Source organism: Vibrio proteolyticus NBRC 13287 (assembly GCF_000467125.1).
GTDB classification, from domain to species: Bacteria; Pseudomonadota; Gammaproteobacteria; order Enterobacterales; family Vibrionaceae; genus Vibrio; species Vibrio proteolyticus.
Map to the genome: position 1 here is coordinate 14,240 of NZ_BATJ01000019.1, position 21,122 is coordinate 35,361.

Sequence of the window (21,122 nt, forward strand, 5' to 3'; positions counted from 1 at the left end):
ATGTGATGTTTTGCCAATACAAATAATGCATAAAGAAAGCAGGAATGGCTTGGGCTAAGCGAAATGGAAGAGCCGTGCACACGGCTCTTCACACAGAAGCAAACATGAAGTGCTTGATTTACAAGCTGGTATACGAAATACGACGCACTGTTTACGCTTGAGTAAGCGCATTAAACGCATCGAACACCATGGATGATTTCATGATCCGACCATGTCCCTGGTTGTGGGTCGTCACCAGCGTGACCCGCTCGATCTCCTGATCGGCCTGCTGAGACACTGCGTAATTGGCAAATTTATCCTGCTCGTCGTGCACGATAATGGTCGGTGCGTCACGCTGGGTTAAACGCAGGTAGGGATTGATGGACTGAATCGGGTAGCGGTACTGCTGTTCCACTTCTGACACCACAGCATGAAACAAACGCATCGAATAACCGGAGCGCTCAATGCTACCAAACAAGTTATCGAGGTAATCGAGGACTGGCGCAATTAATAGCATTGGTTTGTTTTCTAGTTTCGCATGTCGGCACTCCAGCGCAGAAGCCGTCCCCATACTGTGACCAATTAACCCCGCGACCTCGTCCACACTGTCGAGGATCGCGTCCAGGCCCATGACAAAAGCCGGGATATGTCCGTAACGGCCTTCGCTTTCCCCATGAGCGGGATGATCGTACGCCAGCGCCGTATAACCCTGACTGGCGACGTGTTCCATCAAAGGATAAAACTGGCTCGCCGATCCCGACCAGCCGTGGGTCATCACCCATACCGGCCCCTGACCCAAGCTATACGTGCGCAGTACACCTTCCGCCGAATGGATTTCCCCTTTGCGTAATCCTTGAGGCTCATGATTCTTTGGTTTGGCTCGTGCCGGTGTTAGCAGCAATTGACGCGCTGTTTTTCGGGCATGAGCCGGAGCCAGTGTGTGATGTAAGCGGGTACTCACATTCACGAGTGTTCTTTTTACACTGAACTTGTTGGAGGTATTAAAATAAATCTTCTCACTCATAATGTCGTCCTTTATGCGGTCATCATTTAATCGAACGACCGTGCTTTTTTAATGCAAATAATCGGTAAAACTCAAGGCCAGAACTTCACTAGCGTGATACTTTCCAGCGCTCGAGCAAACACTCCACACCATGCCAGAAGCGCTGATAGCTACTCTGCTGACCATGGATGGAATAAAACAGGTGCGCACTGAGGTAGAGCCCATACAGTTCAAACACCGCCTGACCGGCCGACAAATCGGCACGGAACTCACCATTGGCAATGCCTTTATCAATCTGGATCTCAAGGTAGTGAATCCAGGTTGCGATGGTTTTTTTCAGCACCTGCTGGGTCGCATCGTGTTCGCGGCCCGTCTCTTTCCACGCATCAAGAAACATGCAGCTGCCCTGAAACGAGTGATTCCACCCCAGCCAATTGTCCAGCAGCAGTTTGAGTTTGCGTTCAATATTGTCCGACCCCAGTGCTCTGGCCGGAGAAATAACCCGCTGCGTGAACACACTGTTGGCGTACTCGACCAGTGCCACCTGCAGATTTTCCTTCGAGTTAAAGTGTGCAAACAGGCCACTTTTAGACATACCGCACTGCTTGGCCAACTCACCGATGGTCAGGCTTTCCAGCCCATCTTCACTGGCCAGTTCAAATGCTTTGCTAAGGATGGTTTCCCGGGTCAGGCGCCCTTTACTCATGATGTGATCCGTCGTGACAATCAAGTTCTATATTTAGCACGATCGTACTATTATGCAAATTCTTATTTGCATCACGCTTAAATTATGCACAATAGATTCTTTACGCATGCTGTTTCAAAGGATTGATATGACTGGCATTCTCGATCAGTTGCTGTTCTCTGCGTCTATTACTGGCCCGATCTGTCTCATGCTGTTTCTCGGTGTCTTTTTAAAGCGCTCCGGTCGCATCAATGAAAACTTTATCGATGTCGCATCCAAGCTGGTGTTCCAAGTCACTCTGCCAGCCATGCTGTTCATCAGCATCGTCAATGCCGAACACGATTTCTCCTCCAGCACCCCGTTAATTCTTTACGGTGTGGCTGCCAATTTCGTCTTTTTCCTCATTGCCATTGTGGCAACCAGGAAGCTGCTGCGTGACAGCGGTGATCAAGGCGTGGTGATACAAGGTGGCTTTCGGGCCAATACCGGGATCATAGCCCTCGCTTACGTCGCCAATGCGTATGGGGAACCCGGCGTCGCGCTGGCCGCCATTTACGTTGCAGCCATGACGTTCTTGTACAACGTCCAGGCAGTCATCCTACTGACCCCGAAAGGTGAAACGTCCGGAATGCAGGCGATCAAAGTGATGTCGAAAACCATGACGCGCAACCCACTGATTCTGGCGATTGTGATTGGTATTTTGGTTTACGCTCTGGCGATTCCCGTGCCCGACATGGTGATTGATGCCGGACAGTATTTCGCCAGCATGACCCTGCCTCTGGCGTTACTGTGTACCGGCGGCTCGCTCGATATCAGCGCGCTAAAGCACGACAAAGCTCCCGCCTGGTTTGCCACCGGGCTGAAATTGCTACTGGCCCCACTACTGATTACCGGCACCGCCATCGGATTTGGCTTTCGCGGACTGGATTTGGGGGTGGTCTTTTTGATGAGTGCTTCGCCCACAGCGGCCGCCAGTTACGTCATGGCCCGAGCGATGGGGGGCAACGCACAACTGGCTGCCAACATTATCGCGCTCACAACCGTACTGTCTTTATTTACCTGTACACTCGGGATCTTTTTGCTTTCCAGCCAGGCACTGATCTAATCCGAACGCTTTCAGTGATCGATTTCGCTCCGACGAGCGTAAGCACATGGTGTAATAAGATCTCTGTAAGAGGGAGTTTTTGTTAGCGTTTGTCTATGAAACACTTGTAAGGTTGTCTTAGGACAACCTTTTTTTTACCTCGACTCAGGGAATCGTTATGCGCTTGATGGTGTTACTCGCCGCCTTAGTTAGTACTTACTCTTACTCCGCCAACGAAAAAACATGGACATTCATTAAAACGGAACAAGGCATCACCATCGACAAGCGCGACCATCAGGATGGGTTGATTGAAATTCGCGCCCAGATGCTGTTTCCGACCCGCTACTCAGCCTTTCTATTGTTGTTGGAGGACAGTGACAACATCCCTAATTGGATCGATAACGCCAGCCACAGCCGGGTGTTACAGCAAATCAGCTCTAACGAAAATATTGTCTACACCCAGTTTGCCGCCCCCTGGCCCGCCAAAGATCGCGACATGGTGACTTATTCTCGCTATCAATTTGTTGACGGCGCATTCGAACTGCTCATCAAAGACGCCAGTGACTATCTACCGCAAAATCCAGACTACATCCGTATCACAGCGGTACGGGCCCGCTGGGTCCTGGAAAAACTGACCAACGGCCAGACACACATCGAATACACCGCTTTTGCAAACCCGGGCGGTGCGCTGCCGGACTGGCTGGCCAATCAGTTGTCGGTGGACAGCGCGCTGGCGACGTTCATCGGCCTCAAGCGAGAACTGCCTGATTATCAGGTTCTCAATCACCCCAATATCGATGAACAAGCACTAAGACTGACGAGCGAGATCGCGGGCGAGAATGAGCGCTAAACCAAAAATTTGCAGGAACAGAGCGATGTTTTTATAAAACGCAATGCGCTCTTCAAGTTGCAAGGTGCGTTCATTCAGCGACAGATTCTGCAAATAAAAATCATCAATACGCTCCCGCTGATGACGCTGGGCAGCGTTGATCTGCACCATCAAGGCTGGTAAATGATCCGGCGTAACGTGCGCCACACTGTCGTCCCCCACCCAGATCGCCAGCTGTCCACGGAGTGCCTCATCCAGCGACTTGGAGAGCGGAGCCTGCGACGCGAGTTGCAAATGGAGCAGCAATGCCTCTCGCTTGCGCTCCAGCGTCTCAACGCCATTCCAGGCGAGTTGGATTGAATAGAGGTTTTCCGCTTTTTGCTCACTCAACTGGGCTTTGTCTGAGCTCAGTTTATCCAGCACGATACTCGACAACAGGATCGCCAGGATATTCAGCACTAACCCTGTGAGCACCAGCACCCAGGCCGCTGGCCACAAACGCTTCATCTTGTTACCACAAGTTAGCCAGCGGCAGATTAACCAGATTCAGGAGGATCAGCCCTGCCATAGCGGCAAAGGTGAGTTTCATGCCTTTGACCCGGCCTTTGAGACTTTCGTTAAGGATCGCGCGAGCATGAATAAAGCGCCCGGCACAGAACACCAGTCCGGTGAGATGGATCCAGAAAACACCAGCACCATTGAACTCAGCCAGCCCCATCAGAATCAGCGTGATAGGAATGTAGTCCACCGCGTTCCCTTGTGCCGTGCGTGCAATAGTTAGCTTTTCCACCCCGCCATCAGCGTACATCACCTTATTGTCACGTCGCTGATTAATGACCTGAAACGATAACCAAATCAGCAGCCCCGCCAACACTGACGCGTAAAGTGCTGTAATCATAAGAAGTTCCTTTCGATGAAATTGATCGTAACTAGTGTAGGCCAAGGCGAGCGTTTCATCGCCTGGTACGCTCACAGCCTGACTCTTTTATTCCTAACTTGTTGATTTTAAGCTTAACACTCTGATATTTGTCTTAGATTTAACTCAAACTGCCATCGTCTCACCTTTGAGAACAATTTTGCCCTAACAATGCACGGGCCTGAGCGCCGTCACTAAGATTGAATTTTCATGCATTTACATGAGCAATCCTTGAGCACTTTGGTTAAAATCAAGTGCGATAAATTTCATATCACACAATTTTCATAAATTTGGTGGATAATTCCGTCGTAAACTGTAACCCTGATCACACCTTGTGATGCGGCGATTCCAGGCGAAGAATCCCGGAACAAAACAGTGCAAAAGCGTCATAACCATAAACAGGAGAAATGAGAGCAGATCTATGAGAACACGATTATTTTGTTGGCTAAGTGTTTTGCTGGTCGCGTTCCCGGCAATGGCGCACGCGCGCACTGAGCCTCTGAGTTGGTTCGAAGAAAACTCAAAAATTATCTCAATGCTCCAGTATCCGGCTTTAACCAGTCGTGTGTATCAGGATGCGGATTTGCAGTTGATCTGGACCGACGAACAACTGCGTGACCAGTTTGAACAACAACTGGAAGTGATCCAGCGGGCCGGATTCAGTCCGTTATTCAGCCATCAACTGGATTACCTGCGCCTGTACCGAGAGCGCCACAGTTGGTTTGAATACGATCTGCTGGCAACCGATACCGCTCTGTTGTACCTCAGCTATGCACAACAGGCTCCGATCCAGGGTGAAAAATGGTTTTTCAGCTCGCGCCTGACCAGCAAATTACCAGAACCTCAGGCGGCTTCTGTCGCTGAATTTGAACAGGCAATCGCTCATCACAGCACCAGTGCTTATCTGCGTTCCTTTGCTCCTTCCCTGATCACCGACCCAGCGCTCTACAGTGCCTATCAGAGCCTCAAGCAGTTTGAAACCAAACCTCAACCCGTTTATTACCAAAGTGGTGTCATTCGTAAAGGGGATAAACTAGCCGATCGTCCTGCCTTGATTGCCCGATTAAACATGGTTGGTGTTGATGTCTCCGGTGTGGCCAACGATGTCGACTGGTACGACGAGAGCCTGGTCAGTGCGGTTAAAGCGTTTCAGCGCATCCATGGCCTGACTGACGACGGTGCGATTGGCCCGGCGACACTGAAATGGTTAAGCGTTTCATCGAGTAAGCGACTGGCCATGCTGGCACTCAATACCGAGCGGGCCAGAATGTGGCCGACAGAGCGTGATCAGCTGATCGTCGTAAACGTACCCGGTTTTTCAATGCATTACTGGGCTGAAGGTAATGAAGCATTTAGCTCAAAAGTGATCGTAGGGCGTAAAGCACGTCAGACCCCGGTGATGAAAACCTACATGAATGCGTTGATTTTCAACCCGACCTGGAACGTGCCTCCCACCATCATGAAAGAGGATATCCTGCCCAAGGCCAAAGTAAATCAATCCTACTTAAGCCAGCGCCACATTCAGATCCTCAAAAGCTGGGGGTCGAGTGAAGTGATCGATTATCAGCAAATCGACTGGAGCAGTGTCGATCCTAATAACTTCCCGTATCGCTTGCGTCAGGCCTCAGGCAACTGGAATGCGCTCGGACGTTACAAATTCAATACGCCAAACGCAGAAGCCATCTATCTGCACGATACACCGAGTAAATATCTGTTTAACCGCGCATCTCGTGCGTTCAGTTCCGGCTGTATCCGAGTGGAACATGCCGATAAGTTTGCTTCCGCTCTGATGCGAACACAGGGGCTGAACACCAAACCAGAATACCGTAAATCGTCCAATAAAGCCCTGCCACTGCGCAGCCGCATTCCGGTCTACATCATCTATAAAACCGCGTGGTATGACGGTCATCACGTACAATATCGTGACGACGTGTACGACTTTGACCACTTCGCTACCAGTCGCAGTTAAGCCTCACCGCCGGAGTTTCAACTCCGGCTTTTTTATTGCATGACCACCTGATTAAAGTCGATCCAGCCATTGGCCAGCAGTTCGGTCGTGGTCAGCCTGTCAGACACGTTCAACTCCTGCCGCACGTGATACAAAGGCTGATACACGCCTTTATCGATAAGCTTTTTTTCAATTTGAGCAAACCCACGCAAACGCTGGGCCAACGTTTCTCTGTTCATCACCCGTTCAATCTGAGTCTGCAGCCAGGTGCGCTCACGCGATGACAAGCACACTGACAACGAATGGGTGCACATCAGCCAGCTAAGCCAGGACATTTCTGTATCGTCACCGAACACTTCACCGCTGATCAGAATGTCCGCCTGAGACTGACGCAGACGACAATTGAAATCCGGAAAACTCAGCACTTGCCAGTCACAAGGAATACCCCGAGCCTGCAAAGCATACGCCAGCATTCGGGCTAGCGTGATATGGGTTTCCAGTTGATAGGTCAGGATCTTCAGCGGCTCCGCAGGCCGCGTTAACGGGCCAAACAAAGCCTCGAGATCTAATGGCTCGGGCGCAGTGAGCGTCTCCGGTTGTGACAGCATTCCCTTCGCCTTCGCCAGCTCTTCATCAAGTAAGTGTTGAGGCGGCTGCAGGCAAGTGGCCAAGTGCTGTAAGGCCTGACGATGGGCGTGCTTTTTCAGCCACGGGTGGCGCGACGGATTGAGCATCAGATACTCACAGCCCCGCTCCCATTGCTGGCAAATCTGATAGCCTGCCCGCGCCTTGCCACGCAGATGAACGCCATGCACCACATCGCTGTTGAGGGCAAAATCTTTCGCGTGAGCGCCGACATTCCAGATTTCAATACCATCAATCCAGGGACGATAACCATGATAATCAGCAAAACGGTGTAACAGGGTCCGGCGTTCGGTCTGCTCTGCAAGAGCAAACGGCCCGGAGCCCAACAATTGACCGTGACTCAGTTTGGTAATGCCCATGGCCCCATCGGCCAGCAGTTTGGGCAACAAAGCCGGCATACGCTGGCTGACAAAACGCAGCCGATCTGGGCTCAGTATCTCTACCCGGTCGATGCAATCAAACAGAGCCCGGTTCCCTGACTCTGAAGCTATGAGTCGCTCAAAATGCGCCACCACATCTGCCGCATTCAGCACAGAGCCATCATGAAAGCGCAGTCCTTTACGCAACACGACGTCCAGAGTGTCACCGCTTTGATACCAGGAATGCGCCAGGTCACCGTGCCAGTGGTCACGAATCGGGTCGTAACGAAGCAACGTGGCATAAAGGTAGCTGGCAATATGGTGCTCAGTGCGGCGGTTAATCGCTATCGGATCGAGCGAATGCGTAGCGCGATAAAACGGCACCTGAAGAATATGTGTGGACTGCGCCTGATTCTGATAACGGGCTACATAACTGGCAATGAAGGCGTCGCGCTGCGTCTCTGGGATGAGCTGCAATGCACTCTCCACTTTACCCTCTTCCAACAATCGGTTCGCCTTTGTTACCAGGCGATCCTCAATGGGCTTTTTCAGGCGCGCCCGAGGCAGGTTGCCACGTCCAACCCCGGGTTGCCAGTCTAAGGTCTGTTCTTGTGTTAAACGTCGCACCAGCAACTGGGCGTTGCGCCGCGTACAACACAGCGCTGTGGCGAGCGTATCCAGTGACACCGACTGCCACTGGTTGATCTCAAAATGGTCACGGCAAAAAGCGAGCGCTTTCCAATATCGCATATAGATGAAATCCCTATGAGCTCTCAGGCCATGTTTTCATGTTTCATGGCATCATAGGGATTTCAGCGTACAACAACAGCGCGATGTGGCAGGAGCGTTAGCACGAACACATTTTTGGCTTACAACTGGAGGGATCCTAGATTGTTCATCTGACGCATCACCCAGCGGGAACGTTGGTAGGTGTACTGTGTCATCGGGCTGGCTTTGATTCGATAAGGGTTTGGCAGCACCACCGCCAGTTGGGCAGCCTGCGATCGGGTCAAGCGGCTGGCTGGGACATGGAAGTAGTGTTCACTCGCCGCCTGCACACCGTAAATACCAGGTCCAAACTCAATCACGTTAAGATACACCTCCATGATGCGCTGTTTGCCCCAGATCACTTCCATCCACAGCGCAAAATACAGCTCGTACGCTTTTCTCAGGTATGAATGCGCCGGAAAAAGAAACACATTTTTTGCCGTTTGCTGAGTAATGGTGCTGGCGCCGCGGGACGGACCTTGATCATCTGCCGACAGGATCACGTCGAGCAGTGCCTGAGTATCCACGCCATGATGATAGGGAAATTTCTGATCTTCTGATGCCATCACGGCCACCGACATGCTAGTGGCAATTCGGTCCAGCGGCACCCATTGATGCTCAGTCCGGCTTGGATAACTGGCTGGCGGCGCAACCATACGCGCGATCTTCCAGCCCCAAATGGGCGGATCGATGAACTTGAACACGCCGATCAACACCACAGGCGCCAATAACAAGAAAAGACATATTTTGATCAGCAGCCGTTTGAGTTTTTTTACCATGCTTCGCCCAGATATCACCGATAACCGGCACAGTTTAGCGTACGGCAAGCAAGAAATGACAAATCCGTGTAATGAATCGTTGGTTTTTTATTCATCCATGCCAAGGATAAGGCAAACATAAAAGATGAAAATATGTTGAATATCTTCTATTTTTCTTCGTCTTTTAATTTCGATAATGAAACTTTTCAGGCCGTTAAAAGGAATTATAAATGAGCACCCTAACCCAAGAGCCGGGCTCGATATGGAAAAGCCGACCGTTTCTTATCCTATTTTCCAGCGCACTGTTTGTCGCCTTCAGCGCCCAAATTTATAACCTCGCCGTTCCCTTGCTGGTGTATGAACTGACTCACTCTTCCGAAATGATGGGCTGGATGCGCGCCGTCGAATTTGTCCCCAACTTGCTTCTCGCGTTGTTCATCGGCGTCTGGGTTGATCGGGTGGATAAAAAACGTTGGTCTCAGGCGATGTTACTCGGGCAGGTCGTTACCGTGAGTTGCTCCTATCTGGCGGTAGAATGGCTCCGCCAGCCGTTATGGGTGCTGTTCCCTTGTGCTTTTCTGATGATGGCGTTCAACTACGGTTACCACAATGCGCGTATAACCATGATGAAAAGCGCCCTGCCTCAGAGCATGCAAAATACGGCCACCGCGCGAATGAGTTCACTCAGTAGCTTTATGGAAACCGTTGGTCCGGTGTTGTCTGGGGCGCTGATGTTGCTGTCGGCGATCCACAATGTGTTTCTGGCCGTGGCCGGATTACTGCTGATTTCCTACTGGCAGCTCAACCGTCTGGAGTGGCACAGCACGCTCAATCCGCATCATGCCGGCGTATGGGCGGCGCTGCGCCAAGGTTGGCAGATCCTGCGCCAGGAGCAGAATATGTGGACCATTACACTGGCCGTGATGGTGATCAATACCACAGGTGCCGTGTTCTGGATTCAGGCCATTTATTATGCCAAAGCTGAATTGGCAATGAATGCCGTTGAGGTCAGTTATCTGGTGGCCGCATCCGGTGTCGGTGGCTTGCTTGGCGCATTCAGTGCCGACACAATTCGCCGCAAACTGGGGTTGGGTCCATTGCTGATCGGCGCCATTGCGCTGGAGTCGGTTGGATTTATGGTGCCACTGATTGTAACCAGTCCGTGGACACTGACACTGGCGTTTACCTGGGTGTCAGCCATAGGTCTGTTGAGCAGTATTTGCATCTGGAGCTACCGCCAGGAAGCCTTTGATGCCCAGCACCTCGGTCGGATCGCCGGTATCACAGGTTCGCTGTTCAAGCTGATGATGCCTTTCGGCCTGGTTGCATCAGGGTATCTGGTATCAGCGATTGGTATCGAACCCGTCTTCCTGCTCTGTTTCGCACTGCAAGTGTTAACAGCACTCTGGCTGGCCTGTAGCCGGGTTCGTTCCATCGAATAGTAGAGCCAAACCTGCCGAAACGGCAGGTTTTCCACTGGTTGGCTTGGTGTCTGCCGACCTAACTGACCGCACCTTTTCACGGATTCTGCGTCTTATCAGGATCCATTTTGCGTATTGTCATAATTATTTTTATCGTCACGACAATAAACCCGATATAAAGATTGTATATATACTCCCCGATTACAAACACTTAAAACCACTTATTTTAACCTCAAAGAAACGGACTCATTAAAGAATGAATAAATGGGTATTGGCACATGATTTCAAAACGATTTAAAAATCGATTAAGTTATCGTCCCAAGACATAAAAATAATTTAAGACGTATTTTCATCATTTTTAAAGCAACATTTTAACGCGTCGATATCAATAACCAGTCCATTGTATCAGCAAGCACATACCGCACAACACAGACGTTCAAAGGGAGAACTTATTACGATGAACCTAACCTTACTCGCGATTCTTTCAGGCATTATTGCGCTACTCGGACCATTGTTTCTGGTTGTGTACGGAAAATTTAATTCCAAATAACCCTGAGCAATATTGAAGCCCATACATTCACTTAACTGATAATAAATAATATTTAAGGTTTGCTTGTTATATTGACTCTTATCGATGGTCAGATAAGTACACCAAAAAATTAACCATTTAAAAATATGATGAATTAATTTGTCATATCGTAATATTTTATTTAAGGAAAGACGCATGTACGAATACATCGAATGGTCGTGGGGCTGGTATATTGCCCTACTGGTTTTACTCACTCCACTCAACCTGTTTTTTCGTGAATCTAAAGGACAACGCAGCCAAATTCGCTTGGACCACAACATGTTCGCCTGCTTTGCAGGCTCAGCATTCTGGTCCGGTATTATTAACCTGGCAATAGGGTTTCTGTAATGCGCTCCTTTCCGCTGCTTCTTTGCTTGATACTGGGGGTAACTGCACAAACGGCCGTGGCAAACAGTGTTGACGTACCGCCGGATATCGCATTTTCATCCTGTGTCCTGAAAAAGCAGGACGAATCCACTCACCTTGGGCTAAGTGGCGATGAACTTTATTACCTGTCGCTGTTAATGTGCAAACAAGAAGAGAAAAACTACACCACCTTTCTGTCTAAAAGTAGCCGTGATCTCGCCGACCATGATCGTCAACTCAGCAGCCTGAAGGCTTCGTTGATGGAATCCGCGCAATTGAAGACCATCATTTATAAACTCAATCAACAACCCGCCCAATAACCGGCAGCAGTGCCGTTCAGGCAATCACGACCTCAACGCCGCGTTCAGCAAAATCCTGAATGCAGCTTTGGGGAAACTGTGGATCGGTAATCACTTTGTCGAAACAGCTTATGTCCACAGCATGAAAGGGCGCTACCCGACCATATTTGGAAGAGTCACTCACCAGGTAGTTACTCTGCGCCGCCGCAATAATCGCCCTTTTGACTAAAACCTTGTCTTCACTCGGTGTGGAAATTCCACGCAAATTCCACGACGAGGTGGACACAAACGCCAGGTCGATATTCAACTCCCGGAGCAGGCTGGCGGCTTTGTCGCCGACACAAGACTGGTTAAAACGGTCAATTTTTCCCCCGGTGTGGTACAGCGCACAGTCGGAATTGGCCATCAGGTAAGCCGCAATTGCAAAATCATTGGTAATCACCGTGAGATCATGCCGCTGCGTCAGTTGATGGGCAATCTCAAGCGTAGTCGTACCTGCGTCCAAATAGATTGTGGTGTGTGGTCGGATGAACTCCGCAGCACACTGACCGATTCTGGCTTTTTCCTCCCGCTGCTTGGCAATCTTGTCGTCGTGCGGCAGCTCAATATGGATAGACTCAGTCAGTTGCACACCTCCTGAAACCGACATAACTCGTCCATCGGCCTCCAGCTTCGCAATATCACGGCGAATGGTCATGTGTGACACATCCAGTTGCTGCGTCAGTTCATTAATGCTGATCACTTGCTGATTACTCAGCAACGCCAGAATGGCGCGTTGACGTTCGGCAGGAATCATTTCTTTTACTCTGTGGCAATCAAACTGGCAAAAGCATAACACGTTATCGAACATCGATGTGAATATTTGTTAAACCTGAGAAACACATTCTCTCTAACTCATTGTTATTAGCTGTTCAGGACCAACTTATAGTCTTTTATTCACACAACCTCACAAGTGATAATTTAGTCAATGTTATTTTTTGTGATGAACATGGCAGTAATGTTTCAATCAATAGCTAGAATCACAAACATGAACATTAATTCACAAATTATAACAAAAGAGGATGGTGCGATGCACAAAGTACAATCGGTCGCCGTGATAGGGCTGGGCTCCATGGGAATGGGTGTCGCGCAGTCCTGCCTCCGAGCCAGTTTTGACGTCTACGGTGTGGATGTAAACCCACAAGCGCTGGAAACGCTGGCAACCAGTGGCGCTACCGCCACAGCAACCAGTGCGACCGCATTTGCTCAGGATCTGGACGCCGTTATCGTTTTGGTAGTGAATGCCCAGCAGGTTCGCAGTGTGTTGTTCGAATCGGGCCTGGCTGCAGCGCTCAAACCGTCGACTCCGATCATGGTGTGCGCAACTATCTCGGCAGAGGATGCCCGATCGATCGCGGCAGATCTGGCCGATTATTCACTGCCGATGTTAGACGCGCCCATTTCAGGTGGGGCCGTCAAGGCCACCGCCGGAGAACTGACCGTCATGGCGGCTGGCGCTCCGAGCGTCTTTGAGCAACTGGAGTCCGTGTTGTCCGCCGTCGCCAGTCAGGTTTACACCGTGGGCACAGAGATTGGCATGGGATCAACCGTCAAAATTATCCACCAATTGCTGGCCGGTGTGCACATAGCTGCTGGGGCAGAAGCTATGGCAATGGCCGCACGAGCCAATATCCCACTTGATTTAATGTATGACGTCGTCACACACGCAGCGGGTAACTCATGGATGTTCGAAAACCGGATGAAACACGTGGTGGACGGTGATTATACCCCCAAATCCATGGTGGATATCTTCGTGAAAGATCTGGGACTGGTGACCGACACCGCCAAATCGCTCCATTTCCCACTGCCTTTGGCGAGTACCGCACTCAATATGTTCACCACCGCCAGTAACGCAGGTCATGGCAAAGAAGACGACAGTGCCGTGATTAAAATTTTTCCAGGCATCACATTACCAACGAAGGAGTAATCCCATGTTATTAGGTGTCATCGCAGATGATTTCACTGGTGCGACGGATATCGCTGGGTTTCTGGTCGCCAATGGCATGAAAACCATTCAGTTGAACGGCGTTCCTCAAGAAGAGATGTCACTAACCGCCGATGCGGTGGTGATCAGCCTGAAGAGCCGTTCCTGTCCGGTCAACGAGGCCGTGTCGCTCTCGATCCAAGCGCTGCTCTGGCTGCAAGCGCAAGGCTGCCAGCAGTTTTACTTCAAATATTGTTCCACGTTTGACAGCACGCCACAGGGCAATATCGGCCCGGTAACCGATGCACTGCTCAATGAGCTGGGGGAACCGTTCACCATTATCTGCCCATCACTGCCCGTCAACGGCCGCAGCGTGTACCAGGGACACCTGTTTGTTCAGGGCGAGCTGCTCAACGAGTCCGGCATGCGCCACCACCCGGTCACGCCGATGAAAGACGCCAATTTAATGCGTCTGATGGAAGCGCAGGCACAAGGCCGGGCCGGATTAGTCAACTATCTGCAGATTGAGCAGGGCGCTGAGACCATCGCGGCACGTTTCGATGCACTCAGACAGCAAGGCTACCGCTACGCTGTGGTCGACACACTCAACGATGCACATTTGGCGTCGATCGGACGTGCATGCCGCGAGCTGAAGCTGATCACTGGCGGATCCGGATTGGCGGCTGGTATCGCGCAAAACTGGGCGAACGCGCTGTCGGATCAATCTGTGGCCATGCAAGCCGGACAACCCGGTTCAGGCAGCACTGTCATTCTGTCCGGCTCTTGTTCCGTCATGACGAATCGCCAGGTCGCCGCCTATCAATCTCAAGCCGCTCACTTTGCACTGGACGTGAAACAGTGTTTGTGTGAGCCGGCCTATATCGAACAGGTACTGGACTGGGTGATCTCCCATCTGAACGAGCCACTGGCGCCAATGGTCTACGCCACTGCACAGCCACACACGCTGCACGCGATTCAGGCTGAATTTGGTGCCCAGGCGTCCAGCCAGGCGGTAGAGCAATTTTTCCACCATCTGGTACAACGCCTGCAACAGCATGGCGTGAGCAACTTTATCGTTGCCGGAGGGGAAACCTCGGGTGTGGTCACTCAAAGCCTGAACGTCAGAGGTTTTTACATCGGACCGCAAATCGCCCCCGGAGTGCCTTGGGTCAAAGCCATCGATCAGCCGCTGTCACTGGCCTTGAAGTCCGGCAACTTCGGTGATGAACACTTCTTTACTAGCGCACAAGGGTTTATCCATGACTGAGCAACAATTAAGAGAACAGATGGTCAGCCTGGCCCGCTCAATGTTTGAGCGCGGCTACGCCACTGGCGGTGCCGGCAATCTCTCTGTGAAGCTGCCGGGCGGCACATTTCTCACCACACCAACCGGCTCGTCGTTCGGTCGCCTGAACGCCGACACGCTGTCCGTGGTGGATATTGATGGCCAGCATCTCTCGGGAGATCGTCCTTCGAAAGAGATCGCCTTCCATCTGGCGATTTATCGCAACCAGCCCGCTTGCAATGCGATCGTGCATCTTCACTCGACGTATCTGACCGCTTTATCGTGCCTGGAAGGGCTGGACCCGAACAACGCGATCCGTCCATTCACACCCTACTATGTGATGCGGATCGGACAGTTACCGGTGATCCCTTATCTGCGGCCAGGGGATCCTCAAATTGCCACTGAGCTCGCCAACCGGGCAGCCGACTACCGGGCGTTCTTGCTCGCCAACCATGGTCCGGTCATCACCGGGACCGATCTGTGTGATGCCGTCGACAACGCGGAAGAGCTCGAAGAAACCGCCAAACTGGCACTGATGCTTCGCGGTCAGACTATTCGTTATCTGACTGATGCGGAAGTCGATGATCTGAAAGGAAGGGGGAAATAATGGCCCGTTTTGCTGCCAATTTAACCATGCTGTTCACCGAGCAGCCATTTTTGCAACGTTTTGCTCTGGCTCGGCAAGCCGGGTTCAGAGCGGTAGAATTTTTGTTCCCTTACGCTTACGAGGCCGATGCGCTGGCACATCAGTTGAAAGCGCACCAGCTCGAACAAGCGCTGTTTAACCTGCCACCAGGCGACTGGGACAACGGCGAACGCGGTATCGCGGCACTGCCAGGACGTGAAGAAGAGTTTCGCCACAGTGTCGACACCGCACTGCACTACGCCACAACGCTGGGCTGCCCGAAAGTACACGCCATGGCCGGCATTGTTGATCCGCGCTACAGCCGGGCCCAGCACCTGGAAACGTTTGTCAGTAACATCCGCTACGCAGCGGATAAATTCGCCGAGCACGATATCACTCTGCTGATCGAGCCGCTCAACAGCCGGGATGTTCCCCATTATTTGATCGCGCATCAACGCGATGCTGCTCAGTTGATTGAGCGTATTGCACACCCCAACGTCAAGCTGCAGTTTGATGTCTATCACGCACAAATTATGGATGGCGACCTGACGCGCATGATCGCCGATCTGGCACCCGTAATCGGCCACGTGCAAATTGCTTCAGTTCCATTGCGTCACGAGCCCTCAGAAGGAGAAATCAACTATCCGCACATTTTTGCCGCGCTGGACAGCGCTGGCTATCACGGCTGGATAGGCTGCGAATACAACCCGAAATCAGGCACACAAGAAGGCCTGGGCTGGTTAACCCCATACCTATAACAGGAAGTACACACTAGCAATTACGACAAGGACAACCCTATGAACATCGTTATTACCGGTGGCGCCGGATTTCTGGGCGCCATGCTGACCCAAACCTTACTCCGTCGTTTTCCCGACATTACATCATTGAAGGTCGTCGACCGGGTGGTGCTGGCAGAATCCGCACAAACCGACCGCCGCATTGTGTCTGTGGTGGCAGACATCACCAATCCGGCTGACGTTGAAGGACTCATTGATACCGAGACAACCCATGTCTTTCACCTCGCGGCGATCGTCTCAAGCCACGCAGAAGAAGATTTCGATCTGGGCGTTAAAGTCAATCTCACCGCTACCCAACTGTTACTGGAAAAGTGCCGCCAGGTTAACCCGGCCATCCGCTTTGTCTTTTCCAGTTCACTGGCAGTGTTCGGCGGACAACTGCCTGCCGTGATTGAACCAATGACGGCTACTCAGCCGAGTTCATCCTACGGCACTCAAAAAGCCATGTGCGAGCTGCTGGTGAATGATTATGGGCGTCGCGGTCTGGTCGATGCCATCACCGTACGCCTGCCCACGATTTGCATCCGTCCGGGCACACCCAACAAGGCCGCCTCGTCGTTTGTGAGTGGCATCATTCGTGAGCCAATGAAAGGCGAAGGCGCCAACTGCCCGGTCAGACAGGATCTGCCATTATGGATTTCCAGTCCCGGCACGGTGATCGACAATATTATTCACGCCAGTCAGCTATCAGCCGAACATATCACGGGTTTCCGCACCTTCAATTTACCCGGCATTCAGGTCACACCAGCGACAATGCTGGCGGCACTGGCAGATGTGGCCGGCCCGCAGCGGTTGGCCCTGGTCAGTAACGAAACCGACCCAGTAATCGAACGAATTGTGGCCAGTTGGCCTCAAGCCTTCGACAACGACAAAGAACGGGCGCTGGGTTTTCAAGCTGACCGCGACTTCCCGACAATTCTGGCGAGCTACCTGAGCCAGTACCCAATCGCAGAACAGGAGGCCGTGTGATGTTACCTATTTCCGTTATTGGTTTGATTATCGCCGTGTTTGTGTTGATCTACCTGGTGCTTCGTACGCGTGTTCACGTTCTGATTGCCATGCTGGGTGCTGCCTGTATTGCTGGTTTGATCGGCGGTCTGAGTGTCGATGAAACCATGGCCGCCATCAGCAAAGGTTTTGGCGGCACGCTCGGCGGCATCGGTATTGTGATCGGGCTCGGGGTAATGATGGGCGCGATTCTGGAGACCTCCGGCGCTGGCGAGTCTATCGCTTACCACTTTATTAAATGGCTCGGCAAAAAGCGGGAAGAGATGGCATTGGCGATCACCGGTTATATTGTCAGTATTCCGGTGTTTGTCGACAGCGCACTCATCATTCTCTACCCCATTGCCAAGTCGCTGGCGAAAACATCTCAGCGTTCAATTCTGACGCTGACCGTGGCACTGGCCGGTGGTTTGGTGGTCGCGCACCACTGTATTCCGCCAACACCTGGGCCTCTTGGTGTTGCCAGTATCTTCGGTGTCGATATTGCCTCAATGCTTGGGTTAGGTCTGTTGATTGCCTTGCCGTGCATCTACGGCGTAGTGATGTACGCTCGCTGGCTGGAAAATCACTTTCCGGAGTACATGACACCGCCGCCGCTGGCACAGGAGTCAGACGATTTACAAAAAGTGCATGACGACTACATGGCATCAAAAGCCTCGAAAAATCTGCCGTCGCTGACCAAGTCGATCATGCCGATTGTGGTACCGATTATACTGATCCTGATTAACTCTCTGATGTCGCTGGCAGAAAAACAGCTGGGCATAGTGGGCCTGTCGGACAGCACCGCTGGCGCAACGATCAGCTTCCTCGGTCACCCGGTGATCGCGCTGTCTATCAGCACGTTGCTGGCCGTCTACACCTTGACTCCGTACCTGGATAAAGCCACCACCACCCACAAACTGGAAGAAGGGATTTCTACCTCAGGCATCATCCTGTTGGTTACCGGAGCCGGTGGCGCACTCGGCAGTGTGTTGCGTGAATCCGGCGCTGGCGCCGAAATCGCCAACCAGATTGCGGCCTTGTCGATTTCACCCATTATGATCCCGTTTATTATCGCCACACTGGTACGGGTGATTCAGGGCAGCGGCACGGTGTCGATGATCACCGCCGCCTCCATTTCCGCCCCGGTTCTGGCCGAAATGCAAGGCATCAACATGCTGTTTGCAGCCTCTGCCGCCACGATGGGCAGCCTGTTTGCCGGCTATTTCAACGACAGCCTGTTCCACATAGTCAACCGCTTGATGGGCGTAACGGAAGTGCGCAAGCAACTGGTCATCTGGACCGTGCCCACCACGATAGCCTGGGCCATCGGTGGCACGCTGGTGATGGTCCTTAACCTGTTGTTCGGTACGCACGGTAGTTGGTTCGACCCAGTGCTCCCTCTGTTGGTGCTGGCTGGCTGTGTCTATTTCGTAAAGTCACAAAGTAAATCGATGCAACACAGCGCCGCGTAAACCATCGTAGTCTAGTTTCACCAACGAATAAAAAGCCCGATTTACAGTATAAATCGGGCTTTTTCTTTGTTAGTTCAGCTTATTGCAGTTTGTAGAACAGCGTCGCCAATGGTGGAAGGCTCAGTGGTAATGAATGCGACAGACCCTGACTTTCAACCGCCTCGGTACGTAATTGTTGCGACACCGCATAGCAGCTGCCATGGTATTTAGCATCATCGGTGTTGAGCAGCAGGTGATACTCCCCCGCCACCGGCATACCCAGATGGAATACGTCATGAGGTACCGGGGTGAAGTTGGTCACCACCAGAATCCGCTCGCCGTGCTCGCTGATACGCTCATGAGCCAGAATGCTCATTTTCGCTTCATCTTGCAATCGCCACTCAAACCCACGAGGCTCACTGTCGAGCTCAAACAGCGCAGGTTGTTGACGATACATATGGTTCAAGTCACGAATCAGAGCCTGAACGCCCTGATGGCGCTCAAATTGCAGCAGAAACCACTGTAACTGATCATCGTGGTTCCACTCACCTGTCTGACCTATTTCAGCGCCCATGAAGTTGAGTTTTTTGCCCGGCTGACCATACATATAACCATAGTAAGCACGCAAGTTGGCGGTCTGCTGCCATTCGTCACCCGGCATCTTGTTGTGAATCGAGCCTTTGCCGTACACTACTTCATCGTGTGACAACGACAAAACGTAATTTTCACTATGCGCGTACACCAGCGGGAACGTGATGGTATCGTGATGATATTTACGATGGATTGGGTCTTCTTTGATGTACGCCAGACTGTCATGCATCCAACCCATGTTCCACTTGAAGCCAAAACCTAAGCCACCAGCAAAGGTTGGGGCAGACACGCCAGGAAACGCCGTCGACTCTTCTGCAATGGTCATGGCGTTCGGGAAGTATTTGTACACTTCCTCGTTCATCCATTTCAATGTCGCTATTGCATCGTAGTTTTCATTACCGCCATCGACGTTCGGCACCCATTGATCATGGCTACGGGAATAGTCGAGATACAGCATGGAAGCCACGGCATCAACTCGAATACCATCGATGTGGAATTGTTCAAACCAGTACAACGCATTGGCCACTAAGAAGCGACGGACGTGCTCGCGCCCCATGTCATAAATATAGGAATTCCAGTCCTGATGCCAGCCACGGCGCGGATCCGGGTCGTGGAATAACGGTGTGCCATCAAAGTCCGCCAGACCGTGATCGTCTGATGGAAAATGCGCCGGAACCCAGTCGAGTACCACCCCAAGGCCTGCCTGGTGGCACTGATCGACAAAATATTTGAAATCATCTGGTGAACCGTAACGGCTGGTGGGGGCAAACAGTCCGACCGGTTGATAGCCCCAGGAGCCGTAAAACGGGTGCTCAGAAACCGGCATCAGCTCAACATGGGTGTAACCCAGATCAACCAGATATGGGATCAGTTGGTCAGCTAATTGGCGATAGTTGAGAAAATCGCCGTTGTCATCCCGTTTCCACGAACCGGCATGCAGCTCATAAAACGACAACGCCTGTTTGCGTTTTTCGCTGATTGGGCGGGATTGCCAATTGGCATCATGCCATTGATAACGTTGGTGGTTGTAGGTCACCGAAGCAAACGACGGATACTGCTCAGCCTGAAAGCCCCATGGATCCGCTTTATGCGGCAGGCCTTTTCCGTCAGGCCCCTTGAGTTCGAACTTGTACTGAGCTCCCTCTTCCAGACCCGGAATGAATATCCCCCACACACCGTAGTCCAGGCGCTGCATCGGGGTACGACGACCATCCCAATTGTTGAAGCTGCCGATCAGACTGCACGCCGACGCGTGCGGCGCGTAGACCAGAAAGCGGATACCGTCGATCGGCTGACCACCGCGCTCTAACGTAACGAACTGCGCGCCCATGTGATGATACATGTGTTTCGGTGTGTGCAGATCATCATATTCAGCGTACAATTCATGGTACTGATACGGGTCATCCAGCAGTTGTTCCGTCCCGGCCCAGTCAACCGCCAGTTGATAGTGTGTGAATCTCAGATCACGTGCGGGTTTCAAAACGAATCCGGAGGCATCTTCGCGGGTTAGCTCAATTCTGTCTTCGCCCTCAATCACCAGAGACACGCGATCAGCCCCCGGCATCCACACGCGCAAAGCGCCCTGCTCAACCGTCAGATACGGCCCTAGAAAACCAAACGGGTCAGCAAAGGCCGCTTGAGAAAGCTGGTTATAGGCGTGTGTTTTTTTGTTATCAATGCTGTTGCTTTTCTTCAAATTCTTTCTCCCTAACCTGGCTGTCCTGCGGAGGTGTTTATCTCTTCCATTTGATAAAAAGCCCGCTATTTAGCGGGCTTATCTAGCGTTTGTCTATCT

20 protein-coding genes are annotated in these 21,122 nt (G+C 51.8%); 12 read left to right on the forward strand and 8 right to left on the reverse strand.

Annotated elements, in window-relative coordinates; translation table 11 throughout:
• Positions 1 to 151 precede the first annotated feature (151 nt).
• Together VPR01S_RS17480 and VPR01S_RS17485 are read right to left on the reverse strand one after the other, a co-directional pair.
• The gene (locus VPR01S_RS17480) at positions 152 to 1,003 is read right to left on the reverse strand and encodes an alpha/beta hydrolase (RefSeq protein WP_021706699.1); all 852 of its coding nucleotides are present in this window, start codon (positions 1,001 to 1,003) and stop codon (positions 152 to 154) included.
• An 88-nt stretch (positions 1,004 to 1,091) separates the two neighbouring features.
• The gene (locus VPR01S_RS17485) at positions 1,092 to 1,688 is read right to left on the reverse strand and encodes a TetR/AcrR family transcriptional regulator (protein ID WP_021706700.1); all 597 of its coding nucleotides are present in this window, start codon (positions 1,686 to 1,688) and stop codon (positions 1,092 to 1,094) included.
• A gap of 127 nt (positions 1,689 to 1,815) precedes the next feature.
• Here VPR01S_RS17485 and VPR01S_RS17490 point away from each other — a divergent pair, with 127 nt between their 5' ends.
• Positions 1,816 to 2,772 (forward strand): AEC family transporter, encoded by a 957-nt coding sequence (locus VPR01S_RS17490; RefSeq protein WP_021706701.1) that lies wholly within the window; start codon positions 1,816 to 1,818, stop codon positions 2,770 to 2,772.
• A gap of 157 nt (positions 2,773 to 2,929) precedes the next feature.
• The gene (locus tag VPR01S_RS17495; RefSeq protein WP_021706702.1) at positions 2,930 to 3,601 is read left to right on the forward strand and encodes an START domain-containing protein; all 672 of its coding nucleotides are present in this window, start codon (positions 2,930 to 2,932) and stop codon (positions 3,599 to 3,601) included.
• Here the strand turns inward: VPR01S_RS17495 and VPR01S_RS17500 are convergent.
• Positions 3,560 to 4,087, reverse strand: coding sequence for a hypothetical protein (locus tag VPR01S_RS17500; RefSeq protein WP_021706703.1), 528 nt, complete (start codon positions 4,085 to 4,087; stop codon positions 3,560 to 3,562). The two genes, VPR01S_RS17495 and VPR01S_RS17500, sit on opposite strands and share 42 nt — an antisense overlap.
• A 4-nt stretch (positions 4,088 to 4,091) precedes the next feature.
• Positions 4,092 to 4,478: an MAPEG family protein gene (locus VPR01S_RS17505; protein ID WP_021706704.1), complete on the reverse strand. Its 387-nt coding sequence runs from the start codon at positions 4,476 to 4,478 to the stop codon at positions 4,092 to 4,094.
• A gap of 439 nt (positions 4,479 to 4,917) precedes the next feature.
• On the opposite strand from VPR01S_RS17505, the gene VPR01S_RS17510 reads away from it, so the two are divergent.
• Positions 4,918 to 6,465: a L,D-transpeptidase family protein gene (locus VPR01S_RS17510; protein WP_021706705.1), complete on the forward strand. Its 1,548-nt coding sequence runs from the start codon at positions 4,918 to 4,920 to the stop codon at positions 6,463 to 6,465.
• Between the two features lie 32 nt (positions 6,466 to 6,497).
• On the opposite strand, the gene VPR01S_RS17515 is transcribed toward VPR01S_RS17510, so the two are convergent.
• Together VPR01S_RS17515 and mtgA are read right to left on the reverse strand one after the other, a co-directional pair.
• Positions 6,498 to 8,198 (reverse strand): ABC transporter substrate-binding protein, encoded by a 1,701-nt coding sequence (locus VPR01S_RS17515; RefSeq protein ID WP_021706706.1) that lies wholly within the window; start codon positions 8,196 to 8,198, stop codon positions 6,498 to 6,500.
• A 119-nt stretch (positions 8,199 to 8,317) separates the two neighbouring features.
• Positions 8,318 to 8,995 (reverse strand): monofunctional biosynthetic peptidoglycan transglycosylase, encoded by a 678-nt coding sequence (mtgA, locus tag VPR01S_RS17520; RefSeq protein ID WP_021706707.1) that lies wholly within the window; start codon positions 8,993 to 8,995, stop codon positions 8,318 to 8,320.
• A 209-nt stretch (positions 8,996 to 9,204) separates the two neighbouring features.
• Here mtgA and VPR01S_RS17525 point away from each other — a divergent pair, with 209 nt between their 5' ends.
• The 3 genes from VPR01S_RS17525 (at position 9,205) to VPR01S_RS17535 (ending at position 11,649) form a co-directional block, all read left to right on the forward strand.
• Positions 9,205 to 10,416, forward strand: coding sequence for an MFS transporter (locus VPR01S_RS17525; protein WP_021706708.1), 1,212 nt, complete (start codon positions 9,205 to 9,207; stop codon positions 10,414 to 10,416).
• 703 nt (positions 10,417 to 11,119) lie between these two features.
• On the forward strand, positions 11,120 to 11,311 hold the full coding sequence (locus VPR01S_RS17530) for a hypothetical protein (RefSeq protein ID WP_021706709.1): 192 nt from the start codon (positions 11,120 to 11,122) through the stop codon (positions 11,309 to 11,311).
• Entirely contained in the window at positions 11,311 to 11,649 is a 339-nt protein-coding gene (locus tag VPR01S_RS17535; protein WP_021706710.1) for a hypothetical protein, read from the forward strand. Before VPR01S_RS17530 ends, VPR01S_RS17535 begins: the two co-directional genes overlap by 1 nt.
• Before the next feature lie 16 nt (positions 11,650 to 11,665).
• On the opposite strand, the gene VPR01S_RS17540 is transcribed toward VPR01S_RS17535, so the two are convergent.
• Complete coding sequence (locus tag VPR01S_RS17540) at positions 11,666 to 12,424, reverse strand: DeoR/GlpR family DNA-binding transcription regulator (protein WP_021706711.1); 759 nt, start codon at positions 12,422 to 12,424, stop codon at positions 11,666 to 11,668.
• A 273-nt stretch (positions 12,425 to 12,697) separates the two neighbouring features.
• Between VPR01S_RS17540 and ltnD the strand changes: the two genes are divergently transcribed.
• The 6 genes from ltnD to VPR01S_RS17570 are packed head-to-tail and all read left to right on the forward strand — an operon-like array spanning position 12,698 to position 18,757.
• Entirely contained in the window at positions 12,698 to 13,594 is an 897-nt protein-coding gene (gene ltnD, locus VPR01S_RS17545; RefSeq protein ID WP_021706712.1) for an L-threonate dehydrogenase, read from the forward strand.
• A 4-nt stretch (positions 13,595 to 13,598) separates the two neighbouring features.
• A complete protein-coding gene (gene otnK / locus VPR01S_RS17550) occupies positions 13,599 to 14,858 on the forward strand; it encodes a 3-oxo-tetronate kinase (RefSeq protein ID WP_021706713.1) in 1,260 nt (419 codons plus the stop codon).
• Positions 14,851 to 15,483 carry a 3-oxo-tetronate 4-phosphate decarboxylase gene (gene otnC, locus VPR01S_RS17555; RefSeq protein ID WP_040903046.1) on the forward strand — a complete coding sequence of 211 codons (633 nt, stop codon included), beginning with the start codon at positions 14,851 to 14,853 and terminating at the stop codon, positions 15,481 to 15,483. Before otnK ends, otnC begins: the two co-directional genes overlap by 8 nt.
• Positions 15,483 to 16,259: a 2-oxo-tetronate isomerase gene (otnI, locus tag VPR01S_RS17560; RefSeq protein ID WP_021706715.1), complete on the forward strand. Its 777-nt coding sequence runs from the start codon at positions 15,483 to 15,485 to the stop codon at positions 16,257 to 16,259. The genes otnC and otnI overlap by 1 nt, the downstream gene beginning before the upstream one ends.
• A gap of 39 nt (positions 16,260 to 16,298) precedes the next feature.
• Positions 16,299 to 17,267 carry a D-erythronate dehydrogenase gene (denD, locus tag VPR01S_RS17565; RefSeq protein WP_021706716.1) on the forward strand — a complete coding sequence of 323 codons (969 nt, stop codon included), beginning with the start codon at positions 16,299 to 16,301 and terminating at the stop codon, positions 17,265 to 17,267.
• On the forward strand, positions 17,267 to 18,757 hold the full coding sequence (locus tag VPR01S_RS17570; protein WP_021706717.1) for a GntP family permease: 1,491 nt from the start codon (positions 17,267 to 17,269) through the stop codon (positions 18,755 to 18,757). Before denD ends, VPR01S_RS17570 begins: the two co-directional genes overlap by 1 nt.
• 79 nt (positions 18,758 to 18,836) lie before the next feature.
• On the opposite strand, the gene glgB is transcribed toward VPR01S_RS17570, so the two are convergent.
• Positions 18,837 to 21,023 (reverse strand): 1,4-alpha-glucan branching protein GlgB, encoded by a 2,187-nt coding sequence (gene glgB / locus VPR01S_RS17575; RefSeq protein WP_021706718.1) that lies wholly within the window; start codon positions 21,021 to 21,023, stop codon positions 18,837 to 18,839.
• Between the last annotated feature and the right edge of the window lie 99 nt (positions 21,024 to 21,122).